Below are 15,686 nucleotides of genomic sequence, written 5' to 3' on the forward strand. Positions count from 1 at the left end.
GCACGAGCGCGATGCGCCGTTTCGCATCCAGCGCAGCGCTGGTCATCGGCTGGACCCTGCTCGCAGGCGTCGCCGGAATGTTCCTCGTTCGCCAAGTCGGTGTGACCGAGATCACTTTTGTTGCGTTCGTCGTGGGGGCTCCGTATCTCGGGGTCGCCGCGATCGTCGCCGTGATCCTGTTCGCCGCAGCGCGCTCCCGCATCGGATCGGCCGTCGCAGTACTGATCACCGTTGCCGTCGTCGGCGTTCAGGTGCCGATGTTCCTCCCCGACGGACCGGACAACACCGGCCCGCAACTGTCGGTCCTGACGGTCAACGTCGCACACGGCGACGCCGACGCCGCGTCCATCGTCGACGCGGTGCGGAGCAACGACGTCGACATTCTCGCGGTCCAGGAATTGACCCCGGAGGAAGTGGACGACCTGCAGGCCGCGGGCATCGACGACCTTCTGCCGTTCGCCTTCACCGCTGCGCTCCCGGTGGCCGATGGCACCGGGTTGTGGAGCCGCACTCCGCTGACCGACGGCATCCGCCTCGACAACTTCGGATTCGTACCGGTACAGGCGAAAACCACCGTCGACGGACAGGATCTGACCGTCGTCTCCTTCCACGCGATGTCGCCTGCCACACCGCGCCACACCACCGAGTGGGCCGCCGATCTGGCCAGGATGCGGTCGATCATGGAGACCTACCAGGGCACCGTGCTCGTCGCGGGCGACTTCAACGCCACCAACGACCACCGGCAGTTCCGCACGTTGGCATCGTCCCCGTTCTCCGACGCGGCAGCCGGTGCCGGCGCGGGCCTGTTCCGCACGTTCCCGTCGGAACGTCCACTGGCGCGCTTGGATCACGTGGTGACGAGTGAGAACGTCCGCGCCCGGTCGGTCGAGCCGTTACCAATCCCGGACAGCGATCATCTGGCGGTTCTCGCGCAGTTGCAGCTGCCCTGATCCGGGTGGCCGCGGATGCCGGTCAGAACCGCGGCAACTCGATGACCGGTGCAGGCGGCAACTGAATCTGCGGCAGCTGAATCTGCGGCAGGCCGGGAATCAGTGGCGGCGGCGCGGGAGCAGGCGCAGGTGCGGCGGGCGGCACGTATTCCGGCTCGGAATAAGTGCGAGCCGGGGCCTGAGCGGCCTCGGTGGTCGGCGGCACAGTGGTCGTCGGGGGCGCGGTAGTGGGCGGTGCGGTGGTCCTCGGCGTCGTGGGCACTGCGGTGACAGGCGCGCTGGTCTCGACCGGTGAACTCGTCGGTTCCGCGGAGCTGCCGCCGTACCCGAGGGACAACCCGAGTGCGGCGATGGCAACGAGACCCCCTGCGACGAGCACTGCGCCGCGCACCTTGCGCTTGGAGTCGGCGGGCTTGTCTCCGGTGGGCTCGGGGCTCAACCAATCCGGAGCCCCGGTCAACGACGCGGGATCGGACGGAGACTGCCGAACGCCCGGTTGTGGGCTCGGTCGACGCGGCGCATCGGCCACCGGAGTCGCGAGCAGAGCTGCACCGCGTGCGGCCACCGACTCCGGGTCCGCCGGAGTCACCACGGGGAGGCCGATCCACGCACCGAGAATGGATTCCACCAGAGGAATGCGCGCCCCGCCGCCGATGAGGAAGAGAGCGTCGACGTGCTTGGGTGAACGACCGATCACGTCCCGCACCAGCCGCGCCGAGTACTCGATCGGGACGGTCACCAGAGACTCGAACGACTCACGCGAGATCAGGATGACGCCGCCGTCACCGGGCAGGCACACCGCGCCACTCGTCGACAGCTGCTCCTTGGCCACCCGGCACCGCGCGGTGAACTCGCTCAGTTCCTGGTTGTCGGCAATGTCGACGCCCTGCTTGGCGAGCTGGTTGTCCGAGATGAGCCGATCGAAGTCGTCGCCGCTGATGTCGATGGTGCGTTCGGCGAGCAGAACCTGCCCGGTACCGCGGTCGATCACGCTGATCGTCAATCCGGAGCTGCCCAGATCGTAGAGGGCGATGGTGCCGAAGTGGCCCAGCTCGCCGGAGGCCTCCAGGTACTGCAACGCTGCTCGTGCCTCGGGAACCAGTCGATAGTTGTAGAGCCGCTGGCTCGCCATGGCCTGCTGGATCTCGCCGAACTGTTGCTGGTCCCGATATGCGACACCTGTCGCTTGCACCGGTCCGCCGTCGCCCGGCTGCGAGAGCACGACTCCGATCGACTCGGCGGCCAATTCCTCTGCGCGGTCCCAGTAGGCGTCGACGGTGTCGTGATGGAAATCGAGGCGACCCGAATCCTGAGGGCGCGCGTCGGGACGAGCCATGCGCACAGCACTGGCCCCCACCGACACACCGAGAACTTCGGTCATTACCCGCCTTCGGTCGACTTCCCCGTGAACACACGCCGAGACTGGATGTCACGAACCAGTCTCGATCCCCCGCCAATGGCACACTGTAGCGCGTCCCTCGGTGCTCAGTGCGGCACCCGAGCACAGCACTACAGTTGCGGGCATGCGCGTTCTGTTCGTCTGTACCGGGAACATCTGTCGATCGCCCACAGCCGAGCGCCTTGCGGCTGCATTCGCGCGAGAAGGTGGCTTCGAGCTCACCGCGAGCAGCGCCGGAACGCAGGGCTTGACCGGGCACGCCATGGATCCGACGGCGGCGACGGTGCTCACGCAGCTCGGCGGTGATCCGGACGGTTTCGTTGCCCGACGCCTCACGCCCGCGATCGCTGCCGACGCAGATCTCGTGCTGACGATGACGGCGGCACATCGCGACGCCGTCCTGGCTCTCGCACCGCGGCAGATGCGTCGCACCTTCACTCTGCTGGAGGCGTCGGGCCTCGCCGCCGCATCGGGCGCGCAGTCCATCGCGACCCTGGCCGACGCACGGGCGGTGCACCGTGTCGACACACTCGACATCGGCGATCCGTACCGGCGTGATCATTCGGTGTACGAGCAGGCCGGGGAGTCGATCGCGGAGGCGCTGCCCCATGTTCTGCGGTTGTCGACGCAGTGAACGTCCATCTCTCACCGCCCCGCTCGCTGAGGTAACGTTCTCGCATCATTGCCGACCATCCGGGTGCGGCCACGGCGTTAGGGTCTGTGCATGCGCGACAAGGTCATCGCGTCGGCAGCAGTGGCGAGCGCCGGAGTGGCAGTCGCAGTCGGCTTGACCATCGGTGCTCTCGGTGGCGCGTTCGACGACACGAGCCAAACCGTTCGTCCGCCCGCTCTGAAGTCGGACAGTCTGAGTTCGGTCGACACGACACCGACGTCGACGATCGTCATCGTGCCGCCCTCGCCCACCTGGCAGGTCGCGGTACCCACCACTGCTCGCCCCACGACGACCACTCCGGATCGGTCCGAGACCACGACGCGAAGCCCGCGCCGAACTTCGTCCTCGGATCGGACGACCACCACCACCTCCGCGGACGATTCGGACGATTCCGACGACGAGAGCAGCACCACCGAATCCGACTCCGGGCGCTAGGGCACCGGCCGCGGGTTATCGGCCCGGCTTCGTCAGCGCGGTGTTGTCGCCGATTCGCAACGCGGCCACCAGCTCTCGGTAGAGCGAGTCGGTGTTCATGAGCTCGGAGTGCGTGCCCCTGGCGCGGACCACCCCGTCCTCCATCACCAGGATCGTGTCGGCGTCGAGCACGGTGGACAACCTGTGCGCGATGGTCACGACGGCGGAGTCGGTCGCGATCGATCGGATCACCTCGTGAATTGCCGCCTCGGTGCGGCCGTCGACCTGCGCTGTGGCCTCGTCGAGCAGAAGAATTTCCGGACGACGAACGATGGCTCTGGCCAACGCGATTCGTTGACGCTGCCCTCCGGAGACGGTCGATCCGATCAGGTCGGTGTCCAGCCCTTCGTCCAGGGCGCGGATCGCCGAGTCCAGGTGCACGGACTCGAGCGCCGCCCAGATGTCGGCTTCGCTGGCCTCGGGATGGCTGAACAGGAGGTTCTCGCGGATCGAGCCGGGCAGCACCGGCGTCTCCTGCTCCACGTAGGACAACCGCGCTCGCACTTCGTCGATGCTCAGCTCGTCGTACGGGGTTCCGCCGAGCCTGATCTCGCCGGACTCGGGGGTCAGGAAGCGCAGGATCAACGAGAAGACGCTGGTCTTGCCTGCTCCCGACGGTCCGACGATCGCGGTGTGTCCACGCGCAGGCACCGCGAGGTCCATACCACGCACGGCCGGCTCCCTACCCGGTGCGTATCGGGCTGTGACGCTGCGGAATTCGAGAGCCGGAGCGGGCGCTTCGGTCTTCGCCGACCTCGCGGGACCGGTCTCACCCTTTTCGGTGACCAGGTCGTCGATCTGGCGGATACGGGCGGCCGCGGCCATTCCGGCCTGCAATGCGGTGATGTTCGTCGCCAGGGTGGACACCGGGCCCATCACCTGGAATGCGTAGAGCAGAAATGCGATAAGGCTGGACACGGCCAATGCCCCGGTACTGACGCGATAGCCGCCGAGACCGAGGATTCCGATGATCGCCAACTGCACTCCGCCCCCGGCGAACGTCCAGGCCAACGCGGAGATCTTGACCGCTCTGACGCTGTGCTGAGCGGAGATTCGCGCCTCGGAGATGACTCGCTCCGATTCGCGGGTCTCGGCCCTGCTGGACTTGACGGTACGAATCGCCCGCAGAGTGCCGTCGAGAATTCCACCGAGGCGGCCCACCGCTTCCTGGGACTGCCGCTGGGCGACGGCGATAGGTGGCATCAGGCGGGCGAACAACACTGCGATCGCAATGATGGCCGAGGCGATCGCGCCGAGCAGCACCAGATCCAACACGGCCATGAGAATCAGTGCGCCCACGAGGCCGACCACACTGTTGACTATGGCCACCAAGGCATTCGAGGTGGCCTCGCGCAGCAGAACGGTATCGGAGGTGACCCGGGTGACGAGTTCTCCGGTGGGCCGAGTGCCCAGACTTCCCACCGTGGCACCGAAGTACTTGCGCACAATGGATTTGCGGGCGTCGAGGACCACACGTTCGGCAAGGACCCCCAGCACGATCCACTGCAGGTACAGCACCAGCGAGCCCACCACGAGCAGAGCCACCAGAATCAGCACCGGCTGGATCAAGGAGGCGTCGGTGCCGAGGCCGTCGAGCACTCCTTTGGCTACCATCGGCGTCGCCAGTGCAGCTCCGGTGCCGATGAGGCCGAGTGTCATGCCGAGCGACAGGGTGCGACGGTGCGGGCGGACGAACTGCCACAGCACACGCAGATTCGGGACCGTTATCTTCTTCTTCTCTGCGGTAGCGATCTGCACATCGACCATCCCACCAGTGTGCCGGATAGGGCGGTCGGGCTAGGTCGCGTCCCAGATCATGTGCACGGTCGTACCGTTCTGATCCGAGGTGACGGCGGCACTGTCGGCCAACGCCCGCATGAGCGGCACACCCCGCCCGCGGTTGGGATCGGAGTTGTGCGATGCCCAGTCGCCGCGATCGGTGACTTTCACTTCTATTCGCCCCTCCGCGGCACACGAGACTCGAATGTCGAGTGTTCCGCGGTCGGTGTGGTCTCGATATGCGTGCTCGACGCTGTTCGCTATCGCCTCGTACGTGGCCAGCACCACGTCGTACGCACGATCGGGGTCGACGCCCACATTGCCCAACCAGTCACCGAGCTCACGACGAAGTTCCGACGCTCGATCGGCGTCGGCAGGTTCGCCGGTGAACAGCAGTTCTTCCATTCGCGCACCTGCCGTCGAGATCGAACTGTCGGTACGTGAGTCGTCACCTCCGAAGAGAGTCGCCATCATGAATCCCGTCTACCCAAAAGTTCAGGATCTACCCGCATGAAGTGCAACGAATGCTTCGTCGACCGTTGCATAGATACCGAATACCTCGTCCAGACCGACGAGAGTGAGGGGACGACCGGTGGCCGGACCGTCCGCGACCACGGCAAACCCGGCTGCGCCGCCGAGTTGCTGATGCGTCGACGCCAACAGGGACATGCCGGCGGACGCGAGAAATCCCACATCACTGAGATCGATCACCACAGCCGTCGGCGATTTCTCGAGTACGAGAGCGACCGACTCGGACAGATCGGGAGCAGTCACCAGATCCAGTTCACCGGATACCGCCAGAACCACGTCCTGGTCACGCCATTCCACGATCACATCGAAGTGCTGGGGCCCGAGGCCCGTGTCGTCCGCAGTCACACGCCGACTTTACCCCGGCCCACCCTGGCCGACCTTCTTCCACTCGGCCGAGTGGCCCGACTCCCACTAGGCTCGCTTCGATGATCGAGGCACTGCAGAGAGCGGACCGTCGTCGATCGTTCGGTGAGTACCTTGCGGTGACCGTCGGCGGCGGGGTCGGTGCGGCGTTGCGATACGAGGTCTGGACGTGGCGAGGATCGCCGAGGTGGCTGTTGATGAGCACGTTCGGCGTCAACGTGTTCGGGTGCCTCGTCGTCGGCGCTGCCCTGGGCTACCTGTGGGGACGGCCCGCCCCGGTTGCCCGCGCGGCCCTGTTCGGGCTGGCGTGCGGGTTCACCACCTTCAGCCTGTACGCGTTCCAAGCGGTGACGCATCGCGGTGCATGGAATTCGGTGGTGTACCTGGTGGGAACGCCGATCATCGCGTTGATCGCCATGGCACTCGGCGCGGCGATCACCAAGCCGAGGCCGAGCAGCATTCGATGACGACCATGATTCTGGTGGCCGTCGGGGGTGGGCTGGCTGCGCTCGGGCAGTTCGTGTTCTCGTACGCCATCAGGTCCAGGCGACGGTTGTCCGCACTCAATCTGCTGGCGTGTGCGGCGTTGGGGTTGGTGTTCGCTCTCGATCCACCGGACCGGTTTCGTTCGCTGGTGGGCATCGGATTTCTGGCGTCGGTGACCCCCTTGGCCACGGTGGCGCTGGCTACGCTTCGGCTCACCAGAAACCAGGAATATCGCAGCGCTGCACTATTTTTCGCTGCCAATGTGGTGGGCGGAATCGCTGCCGTGATGTTCGGATTCCTGGCGTGGAAGTCCGGAATCACGCTTTATCACAAGATTTTCTGACCCGCTCGGATCAGTCGTCCGCCGAGTTCTCGCACGGTCCCTGTACGCCCGCCTTGACGAAGCCTGCGATTTGGTAGAGGTAGGTGAACTCCCATTCGACGAGGGAGAAGTCGTAGGCACGTGGCGTCGGACGCATCGTGACGGTTCCGTCGAAGCACTGGTCGAAGATGTACCGGGCGCGGGGTAGGTGGTAGCGCCACGTGACGACGATGACGTGATTCCACCCTCGCTCGCGGGCGAGTTCCTCGGTGAATATCGCTTCTCCGCGTGTGGTCGACGGAGTCGGCGGAATGCACAGCACCTCGAACTCGGTCGTCGATGCCGCGCAGTACTTCTTCATGGTCGGGTCGCGGGAACCGTAGGGATCGGAGAGCACCACCGTCCTCGCCAGACCCTGCTCGGCGAGCGAGATGCCGTAGGCCTCGCGGCCGTCGTGTTCGCCGCCCAGTACGACGATGGCGTCGGCCGTGGTCATCGGATCGACGCGGGCCTTCGTGAACGCGACGTAGCCGCCGACACCGATCGCAGACACCAGGACAACCGGGATCGCGAAGGCCAGAAACAGCAACAGACGTCCGCGGAACACCTCACCAGGTTAAGGAAGGTGCACCGCGGGCGCGCGGTCAGAGACTCGGATCACTCACTGGGCTGAGGCACGGTGACGTTGCAGTCGGTGACCTCGGGGTTGATGCCGAAGTAGTTGAGCGGTCCTGCGACGACAGTGAGGGCGATGGTGCCCGCTCCGCCGCAGTTCTCGGGTGCGCTCTCGAAGTATCCACGTTGGTACGACGCGAATGCGCCGATGATCAGCCAGACGAGAACGATCAACGTAACGAATCTCATGGTGCCCCCTTAGGCGGTCAGCCGCCGTTCGGCTGTCGAGAGTGACGTATGTCCGATTGTCGCAGTGTTCAAACCGCAGTCATTCGCTCCGCCTGGACAGTGTCTGCGACAGGTAGTCACTCAGTGCCTGTTCCTGGACGCGATCGAGGGCACGCGCCAACTCCGCCTGTGCCGATTTCATCGCCAGGCTGCGCATCTTCTCGAACATCTCGGTGGTCTCGGCCACCTCCCCCGACTTGGGGAGCCATCCCGGACCGTGTTTCGCGGCCAGATGGTCGGTCACGCTCCCCACCATCGATTCGGCGATGGCGTTCATCTTCGATGCGGTTCTCTCGTGCTGGTCGAGGAGTTCTTCCAGGGTGAAGCCGTACTGGCTCAGATCGACGAACACCTCGAGGAGAGTGGGATCGAGTATCTCGGCCTGATCTCCGTCGATTCTGATCAGTTTCGCTTCGATGAGTCGGGCAACGATGTCGTCGTTGTCCTCACCGAGAAATTGCGCAATCAGTTCGACGGGGATGACCGTGGTTTCGGTCGACGACCACTTGCGGGTCACGATTTCCTGCAGGCCGAGGATTTCTTCCAGGTCCTTGCCCTGCTCCCAGCCCGAGAGGAAATCCGCGATGTGCGCCGAGGTGAACCCTCGTTGCAGCAGCGAGTCGATCACCTTGAGTCGAGTCAGGTGATCGTCGTCGTAGATACCGACGCGACCTCGGAGCGTGGGCGGCGGAAGCAGTCCGCGTTCCTGGTACGCCCGCACATTGCGAGTGGTCGTCTTGGCCTCTCGGGCCAAGTCGTCGATTCGATACTCCACCGAGCTCCCTACCTCCGCCGCGCGTCGACCCACAGGATATACGTCGACCACGCGGCGGAAGGCGGACCCGAAGCCGAACGTCATCGCAACGGCAGCGCGCTCTCGTGCATCCGCAGCGGTTCTCGCGGCCGTTCGACGCGGCGCGGAGTCATGGTGAAATCGCCCTGCTCGACGCTTCTGAGCTGGTTGACGTACTGGGTGGCGAAACCGGGGAACATGGTGGCGTTGAAGCCGTCCTCGGTGAGATACCAGCTGCTGCAACCGGAATTCCATGTCGTCTTGGCGAGTTTGCGCTGCATCTCCTCGTTGTAGGCATCCTGAACGTCCTGGCGCACATCGGCGCTGTGCAGATTGCCGTCGAGCACCAGGGAGATAGCCTCGACGAGGTAGTCGATCTGGGCCTCCATGTACACCAGTGCCGAGCTGTGCCCGGGCCCGGAGTTCGGACCGAAGGTGAAGTACATGTTCGGGTAGCCCGAGACCGCAATACTCTTGTACGCCTTGGCTCCTGCACTCCACTCGTCGGCCAGTACCCGGCCGTCACGCCCGGTGATCGGGATGGGGGTTCCGGTGTTGGAGACATCGAATCCGGTGGCGAACACAATGGCGTCGAACCGATGCTCGACGCCTTCCACGGTCCGAATTCCCTTGGGCGAGAGCGTTGCGATCGGCCACGTCACCAGCGTGCAGTTCGGCTTCTGCAAGGCCGGGTAATAGTCGCTGGTCATCAACAACCTCTTGCAGCCGGCCCGGAACCGCGGGGTCAGCTGGCGTCGCAGCCACGGATCACGAACCTGGCGTCGCAGATGCGCCCGACCGACCAGTTCGACGATGCGCGTCAGCGGAGTCTTCCAGACGACACCGAGGGCGACGGACTCGTGGCCCCAGAACCACAGCGAACGCGCCAGGGTCTGAGTCTGTGGGAACCGAGCATACCGACGCTTGGTGCCGGCCTGCACCTTTCGATTCAATCTGGGAAGCGTCCAGCCCGGGGTGCGCTGGAACACCTTGACCGAGTCGGCGATCTTCACCAGTTCGGGAACGATCTGCACCGCGCTCGCCCCGGTTCCCACGACTGCGATCTTCTTGCCTGTGAAGTCGAAGTCGTGGTCCCACCGAGCACTGTGAATCTTGTGTCCCTCGTAGGTGTCGATGCCGCGGATGTTCGGCAGGCTGGCATTGGCGAGTGGACCCGACGCCATCACCACCGTGCGGGCCCGGACGTCGGCGTGCCCGTCGATGCTCAGGTGCCAATGCCCGGCCGCCTCGTTCCAGATGATGTCGACCACGTTGTGGCCGAATCGAATACGTGACTCGATGTCGAACTCCCCCACCATCGTGTGGATGTACTCGAGAATCTCACCGCTGCCGGAGTAGGTGTGCGACCAGTTGGGGTTGGGCGCGAAACTGTACGAGTACAACCTGGACGGGATGTCGCACGCAGCGCCCGGATAGGTGTTGTCGCGCCAGGTTCCTCCGACTGCGCTTCCGCGTTCGAGGATGACGAAGTTGTCGATACCCTTGTTGCGCAGTCGGATAGCGGAACCGATTCCGGCAAACCCTGCGCCGACGATCACCGCATCGAGTACACCGTCGCGCACATCGAACTCGCTCATGCGACGGGCTCGTAGGTCAGTTCCTTGGCCCAGGTCGGCTCGGAATTGAGAGTCTTCGTGGGGTAGCGGCGCGTGAGCTTCACCAGGCCGTCCGCCAGCAGGTGGTACGGGTGCTTGCGATTGATCACGATGCTGCCGTGCCATTGCACGATGCGGTACATGGGAACCCGCAACGCAACGGGGTTGCGCTGACCGACACTCTTGAACCGCTTCATCGCGGTGTACAGGCGCTCCTCGTCGACACCCATCTCGACGATGTTGTCGCGCATCTTGTTCAGCAGCGGGATGTACCGCAGCGTTCCGACGATGAGGGCCGGGTTCATCCACGCGCCGACGGTGTCGACCAGAATCTTGCGCATCCGCGAATGCCCGAGCAGCTCGATGACTGCGAAATCGACTGCAAGGTGCCGGGATTCGTCGGAGTTGATCTTCTTGAACACCGCCTGACACACCGGGTCGTCGATCTCGTCCATGATGAACTTCACGAGCGCACCGTCCAATGCGACCTCGAGCATCGGAATGACGGTGCCCAGTACGGCCAGTGACAGCCCGTCCGAGTGCTTGTCCAGCCAGTCGATGACGAGCTTGACGTTGATGTTGGGCTCGGGCATCTCGTCGCCGTCGAGCATGCCCCACCGCCGCATGAGAGCAAGTTCGGCGTTGGCGTGCTTCTGCTCCTCGGCGTGGAAGTAGCGGTAGATCTCCGCCAGCGTCTCGTTCGGTGCCTTGAGCGCCATGGCGGCGAAGCCGCGAGCGCCCACGTTCTCGATCCACATCAGGTCGGACATGAAGGGCTTGAGTTTGGCGTGCAGTTCGGGGCTGATGGTGTCGGCTCCCGGACCGTCCCAATCGATGTCCGCCAACGCCCACTGACGGTCCTTGATCTTGGTCAACATGTCTTCGAAGTCCATTGCCATGTCAGGCTCCTGTGGTTGTGGTTGTACGGGATTCGTTCTTCGCCGGCTCCTGCTCGGCGGGCATCACACGATTGAGCAACCCGAGAAAGCGCACGTACACAGCGGGCAGCAGTCTCTTGAATCGCCAGACGGCCTTGGCGTCGAATTGAGGCACCACGTAGAGCCGGCCCTTGTCGAATGCATCGAGGGTGCGAGCAGCAATCTTGTCGGGCGAGCGTCCGGTCCACCGCATCGCGATCTCGGCCAGCCGGGACGAACTCGCGGTGATTCGGCCGTCGACGGCCACGTTGGTCTTGACGAACGTGGGGCACAGAACCGAGATGCGCACACCGGTACCCGACAGTTCCGCCGCCATCGTTTCCGACAGCGACATCACCGCGGATTTGCCGACGTTGTACGGACCCATCAGCGGCGCGGCGGCAAAGCCTGCGGCGGACGCGACGTTGATGATTCCGCCTTCACCGGCGACCCGAAGCGCCGGGGTGAACACCTCGCAGCCGTGGATCACTCCCCAGAGGTTGATTCCCAGGGCCCAGTTCCAGTCCTCGAAACCGATGTTGCCGACGGGCTTTCCACCGATCCCGACGCCGGCGTTGTTGATCAGCACCGTCGTCGGTCCGTCGAATTCGATGCCGGCACGTAGCGCCAACTCCTCGACGTTCTCGCGGATCGACACATCGCACTCGACGGCGTATCCGGTGGCACCGAGGGCGTTCACCATCGCTACCGTCTCCTGCGCTCGCGGCAGAGAGATGTCGGCGCACATGACGGCTCCTCCGCGACGAGCCAGTTCGAGTGCGAACGCCCGGCCGATGCCGCTGCCCGCGCCGGTCACTACCGCTCTCGACCCGTACGAGGGTTTTCCGTTCTTGCTTATCATCGACTTACCTTTTCCTTCGAATCATGTTGTACAACTGGATTGTCGAGTGCATGCGCGATGAATTCGGCGGCATGCTCGAGCGCGTGGCCGGCCTCGGGAATCAATCTGGGGAGAGCTTGGAACACGTGCATCTGGTCGGGCCAGATCTCGAGTTCGCTTCGTCCGCCTGCCGCGTCGATCATGGAGTGGAGGTGTCGCGCGTCGCCGCGCAGCATTTCGGCTCCGCCGACTTGGATCAGGGTGGGTGGCAGGTCGCGTACGAGCGCGAGGTCGAGCCGCAATCGCGGAAGGTTCGTGTCGTGGCCTTCGGTGTACAGCGCCACCAGTCCTCGCGCCGCCTTCGCCGAGATCATCGGGTCCTTGCGCGTGCGCTCCATCCGGGCCGACAGCTCGAAGTCGAGATCGATCAGCGGTGAGAACAACACCATCGCCCCCGGCTGCGGCGTCCCGGTCCGGTCGTTCTCGATGAGCAGGTCGGCAGCGAGGTGGCCGCCGGCGGAGTCTCCGGCGATGACGATGTTCGCCGCGTTGTACCCCTGGCCGAGTAGCCAGCGGTAGGCGGCTTCGAGGTCGTCGGCGGCAGCGGGAAATGGGTGTTCCGGGGCCAACCGATAGTCGACCGTGAACACGGGCAGGCCGGTCGCGCTGGACAATCGCGCGGTCAGGCCACGATGGGTCCGTGCCGAACAGATGACGTACGCGCTGCCGTGGATGTAGAGAATCACCCGGGGATCCGGGGCCAGGCCGGGTGCGCGCACCCATTCGCCGCGCACCGGGACGTCGGCCACGATGTCCACCCTCGTCCCCTTCGGCACCGGACCGAAGAGGTTCATCGAGGTGGCGACGAGGCGTCGGGAGAACTCGATGCCGCCGCGGGACGTGGGCAGCAGGTTGGTCATCGGACGAAGTGTCAGCCGAGTCATCAAGGCCGCCAGACGAGTTCGCCGGGATCCTGCGGCAAATGCGCCACGAGGCAAGTGGTCGCGATCTGTGGTCGAAGTCACCTCGCCACCATGACCCGCTATTCGCCATTTGTCAATGGCCTATTAATCGGTGGCGATGTATGCGACAGTGACGACCGACACGCAACGAGCCCGAAAGAGGGAACAAGTGACGATGTTCAGGAGCGCACCACCGGCGAACCTCGGTACGTCGACCAGCGATCCCGAGGCGGGAATCTTCGAGCTGGAAATCACCGAGGTGACCCACGAGACCGAGGACGCCGTCTCGCTCGGATTCGCGGTCCCCGAGCACGCGGAGACACACTTTCGATACGCGCCGGGACAGTTCCTCACACTGGAGATCCCCTGCACCGACGGCGGCTCGGTGGCCCGCTGCTACTCGTTCTCCAGCTCGCCGGTACGCGACCCGTTTCCCACCGTGACCGTGAAACGAATCCAGGACGGGCTCGCGTCGCACTGGTTGCACGACAACGCAGTTCGAGGGATGCGACTGAAGGCGCTGAAGCCGTCGGGCATGTTCGGACCGGAGAACTGGGGCGTCGATTTCGTACTTCTGGCCGCCGGTAGCGGCATCACCCCGATCATGTCCATCATCAAAACCGCACTGTTGCGGCACGAGAACCGCATCACCCTCGTCTATGCCAATCAGAACCGCGACTCGGTGATCTTCGCGGAACAGCTGACCGAACTGCAGTCTCGTTTTCCCGATCGACTCGACGTGCATCACTGGTACGCGTCGGACTCTGGGCTGCCCACTGCTGCAGGGCTGGCCACGATGAACGCGGCCGTTCCGGCGGAGTGCGAAGCTTTCCTGTGCGGCCCGCCGCAGTACATGAACGTCGCCGAGGAGTGGCTCGCCCGCACCGGAACGGTCACACACAGAACGCATCGAGAGGTGTTCTCCTCCTTCGACTCCAATCCGTTCCGGAGCGAAAACACCGCGTCGGCTCACGAATCGGACGCACAGTCCGTCACCGCTCAGGTCGAGATCGACGGAACAGAGACCGAATTCGCTTGGAATTCCGGCACCAAGCTTCTCGACCGACTCCTCGAACTCGGTCTCGATCCGCCCTACGTCTGCCGCGAAGGGACCTGCGGCGGATGCGCGTACACACTCACCGAGGGCACTGTGACCATGCTCGCCAACGAGACACTCGACGAGCACGAGCTCGAACACGGGGTTCGATTGGCATGCCAATCCGTGCCCGAATCCCAGTCGATCCGTGCGGTGTTCGACCGCTGATGCCCGACGCGATGGGCCGTGACACCGACTCCGACGGAGCGCCTACCGAGGCCCTCGACATCGCGTATCCCGACCTCACACACTTCGGACTCGAAGAGTTGGGCCGGGCCGCGTGGATCACCGTGGTACTCCTGGCTGCCGCAGCGATCGCCGTCGTTCGCTGGCCGGTGTCCTGGCTCGCCAAACGCCGTCGTTTCACGGTCGCGCTCGCAGAGGGCGTGGTCAAAGGATTCGAGGCGCTGGGGCCCACGTTCGTCAAACTGGGACAACTCATGGCGTCGTCGCCCGGTGTGTTCCCCCCGGTTCTTGCCGATGCGTGTCTGCGATTGCTCGACGGTGTGCCACCCGTCCCTGCCCTCGAGGCTCGCCGTGTCATCGAACGCGACCTGGGTGGCACTATTGCGGAACTGTTCACCTCGTTCGACGATGTGCCGCTCTCGGCCGCATCCGTGGCGCAGGTCCACGCCTGCGTACTACCCGACGGGCGCGAGGCGGTCGTCAAAGTGCAGCGGCCCGAAATCCGTCGTCGCATGCGAGTCGATCTACGGGTGGCCTTCACCGGTGCGTCGTTGTTGGAGAGGTTCTTCGAGGTCTTCCGCATCGCCAACGCGACGGCCGTCGTCCGTGACCTCGACGAGTTGACGGCCGAGGAACTCGACAGTGCTGCAGAAGCATTGCGTCAGAAACGCTTTCGCGACAACCTGTATGTGTTCGGGGACAATTCTCACGTGATGGTTCCGGACATCTACTGGAGCCATTGCGGACCTCGGTTGATCTGCATGGAACGGGTTCGAGGAACCCCGGTGGGCCGTATCACGCCGGGCGATCTCGCCGGGCTCGATTCCGAGCTGCAGTTGCGTCGCGGCGTCAAGGTCTGGCTGGAAGCAGTTGTGCTGCACGGCCCCTTCCACGGCGATGTGCATGCCGGCAATCTGTGGGCACTGGACGACGGCCGGGTGGGATTCCTGGACTTCGGAATCGTCGGGGAACTACCCGAGCAGTGGCGCGAGGTACTTCGCGAGATGTTCCGTGCGTCCCTGTTCGACGGTAACTACACCGAAGCTGCGCGACGCATCCGCATGCTCGGCATCACCGAGGGAACAACTCTGGGCGACAAGCTGATCGGTCTGCAGCTGAGGAAGTTGTTCGAGCCGATTCTGGGTAGAGGAGCCGCCCGCGTCGACCTGAGCAAACTCGTCGCGTCTCTGGTCGAGACAGGCAGGCGCTGGGGTATCGCGACACCGGAGGAACTGGTGTTGTTCGGCAAGCAGCTCGGCTACTTCGAGCGCTACTCGGCCGCCCTCGCACCGGAATGGGTGTTGGGTCGAGACCTGTTCCTGTTCAGGAACATTCTCCCGGAGGAAGTGGCCGCAGCGGTGGCCGCGAGGAACATCGCGCTCCCGGACTGAGCCC

18 protein-coding genes are annotated in these 15,686 nt (G+C 64.5%); 7 read left to right on the top strand and 11 right to left on the bottom strand.

The features are described 5' to 3' along the window. The first annotated feature begins 11 nt into the window (after positions 1 to 11). Entirely contained in the window at positions 12 to 950 is a 939-nt protein-coding gene (locus QM615_RS14060; RefSeq protein WP_283347429.1) for an endonuclease/exonuclease/phosphatase family protein, read from the top strand. A 22-nt stretch (positions 951 to 972) separates the two neighbouring features. Here the strand turns inward: QM615_RS14060 and QM615_RS14065 are convergent, their stop codons facing one another. Next, positions 973 to 2,331, bottom strand: a complete 1,359-nt coding sequence (locus QM615_RS14065; protein ID WP_283347430.1) for a DUF7159 family protein — start codon at positions 2,329 to 2,331, stop codon at positions 973 to 975. A gap of 142 nt (positions 2,332 to 2,473) precedes the next feature. Between QM615_RS14065 and QM615_RS14070 the strand changes: the two genes are divergently transcribed. Both QM615_RS14070 and QM615_RS14075 read left to right on the top strand, forming a co-directional pair. After that, on the top strand, positions 2,474 to 2,983 hold the full coding sequence (locus QM615_RS14070) for an arsenate reductase/protein-tyrosine-phosphatase family protein (protein ID WP_283347431.1): 510 nt from the start codon (positions 2,474 to 2,476) through the stop codon (positions 2,981 to 2,983). A gap of 90 nt (positions 2,984 to 3,073) precedes the next feature. Continuing rightward, a complete protein-coding gene (locus QM615_RS14075) occupies positions 3,074 to 3,457 on the top strand; it encodes a hypothetical protein (RefSeq protein WP_283347432.1) in 384 nt (127 codons plus the stop codon). Positions 3,458 to 3,472: 15 nt separating this feature from the next. Here the strand turns inward: QM615_RS14075 and QM615_RS14080 are convergent, their stop codons facing one another. Genes QM615_RS14080 through QM615_RS14090 form a run of 3 tightly spaced genes read right to left on the bottom strand, consistent with a single transcriptional unit; the run spans position 3,473 to position 6,106 of the window. Beyond that, positions 3,473 to 5,263, bottom strand: a complete 1,791-nt coding sequence (locus QM615_RS14080; protein WP_283347433.1) for an ABC transporter ATP-binding protein — start codon at positions 5,261 to 5,263, stop codon at positions 3,473 to 3,475. Between the two features lie 30 nt (positions 5,264 to 5,293). Continuing rightward, on the bottom strand, positions 5,294 to 5,746 hold the full coding sequence (locus QM615_RS14085; protein WP_283347434.1) for an ATP-binding protein: 453 nt from the start codon (positions 5,744 to 5,746) through the stop codon (positions 5,294 to 5,296). Between the two features lie 24 nt (positions 5,747 to 5,770). Continuing rightward, positions 5,771 to 6,106: an STAS domain-containing protein gene (locus tag QM615_RS14090; RefSeq protein WP_394855405.1), complete on the bottom strand. Its 336-nt coding sequence runs from the start codon at positions 6,104 to 6,106 to the stop codon at positions 5,771 to 5,773. Between the two features lie 125 nt (positions 6,107 to 6,231). On the opposite strand from QM615_RS14090, the gene QM615_RS14095 reads away from it, so the two are divergent. Both QM615_RS14095 and QM615_RS14100 read left to right on the top strand, forming a co-directional pair. Beyond that, the gene (locus tag QM615_RS14095) at positions 6,232 to 6,636 is read left to right on the top strand and encodes a fluoride efflux transporter FluC (RefSeq protein WP_283347435.1); all 405 of its coding nucleotides are present in this window, start codon (positions 6,232 to 6,234) and stop codon (positions 6,634 to 6,636) included. Further along, entirely contained in the window at positions 6,633 to 6,998 is a 366-nt protein-coding gene (locus QM615_RS14100) for a CrcB family protein (RefSeq protein ID WP_283347436.1), read from the top strand. Before QM615_RS14095 ends, QM615_RS14100 begins: the two co-directional genes overlap by 4 nt. Before the next feature lie 10 nt (positions 6,999 to 7,008). Here QM615_RS14100 and QM615_RS14105 read toward each other — a convergent pair whose 3' ends face one another. From QM615_RS14105 to QM615_RS14135, 7 genes are all read right to left on the bottom strand, one after another. Then, positions 7,009 to 7,584 (bottom strand): YdcF family protein, encoded by a 576-nt coding sequence (locus tag QM615_RS14105; RefSeq protein WP_283347437.1) that lies wholly within the window; start codon positions 7,582 to 7,584, stop codon positions 7,009 to 7,011. 50 nt (positions 7,585 to 7,634) lie between these two features. Further along, positions 7,635 to 7,841 (bottom strand): hypothetical protein, encoded by a 207-nt coding sequence (locus tag QM615_RS14110; protein ID WP_094640793.1) that lies wholly within the window; start codon positions 7,839 to 7,841, stop codon positions 7,635 to 7,637. 79 nt (positions 7,842 to 7,920) lie between these two features. Then, on the bottom strand, positions 7,921 to 8,655 hold the full coding sequence (locus QM615_RS14115; protein ID WP_256980747.1) for a MerR family transcriptional regulator: 735 nt from the start codon (positions 8,653 to 8,655) through the stop codon (positions 7,921 to 7,923). Between the two features lie 80 nt (positions 8,656 to 8,735). Beyond that, positions 8,736 to 10,271: a flavin-containing monooxygenase gene (locus tag QM615_RS14120; protein WP_283347438.1), complete on the bottom strand. Its 1,536-nt coding sequence runs from the start codon at positions 10,269 to 10,271 to the stop codon at positions 8,736 to 8,738. Beyond that, entirely contained in the window at positions 10,268 to 11,188 is a 921-nt protein-coding gene (locus QM615_RS14125) for a reductase (protein ID WP_094686922.1), read from the bottom strand. The genes QM615_RS14120 and QM615_RS14125 overlap by 4 nt, the downstream gene beginning before the upstream one ends. A gap of 1 nt (position 11,189) precedes the next feature. Beyond that, positions 11,190 to 12,068, bottom strand: a complete 879-nt coding sequence (locus QM615_RS14130) for an SDR family NAD(P)-dependent oxidoreductase (protein ID WP_283347439.1) — start codon at positions 12,066 to 12,068, stop codon at positions 11,190 to 11,192. Continuing rightward, positions 12,065 to 12,967 carry an alpha/beta hydrolase gene (locus QM615_RS14135; protein ID WP_283347440.1) on the bottom strand — a complete coding sequence of 301 codons (903 nt, stop codon included), beginning with the start codon at positions 12,965 to 12,967 and terminating at the stop codon, positions 12,065 to 12,067. The genes QM615_RS14130 and QM615_RS14135 overlap by 4 nt, the downstream gene beginning before the upstream one ends. A 217-nt stretch (positions 12,968 to 13,184) precedes the next feature. Here QM615_RS14135 and QM615_RS14140 point away from each other — a divergent pair, with 217 nt between their 5' ends. Together QM615_RS14140 and QM615_RS14145 are read left to right on the top strand one after the other, a co-directional pair. Further along, positions 13,185 to 14,273, top strand: coding sequence for a ferredoxin--NADP reductase (locus tag QM615_RS14140; RefSeq protein WP_283347497.1), 1,089 nt, complete (start codon positions 13,185 to 13,187; stop codon positions 14,271 to 14,273). Beyond that, positions 14,273 to 15,682 (top strand): ABC1 kinase family protein, encoded by a 1,410-nt coding sequence (locus tag QM615_RS14145; RefSeq protein WP_283347441.1) that lies wholly within the window; start codon positions 14,273 to 14,275, stop codon positions 15,680 to 15,682. Before QM615_RS14140 ends, QM615_RS14145 begins: the two co-directional genes overlap by 1 nt. Positions 15,683 to 15,686: the final 4 nt, after the last annotated feature.

Origin of the sequence: Rhodococcus sp. IEGM 1341, from assembly GCF_030056895.1 — a bacterium.
GTDB lineage: Bacteria > Actinomycetota > Actinomycetes > Mycobacteriales > Mycobacteriaceae > Rhodococcoides.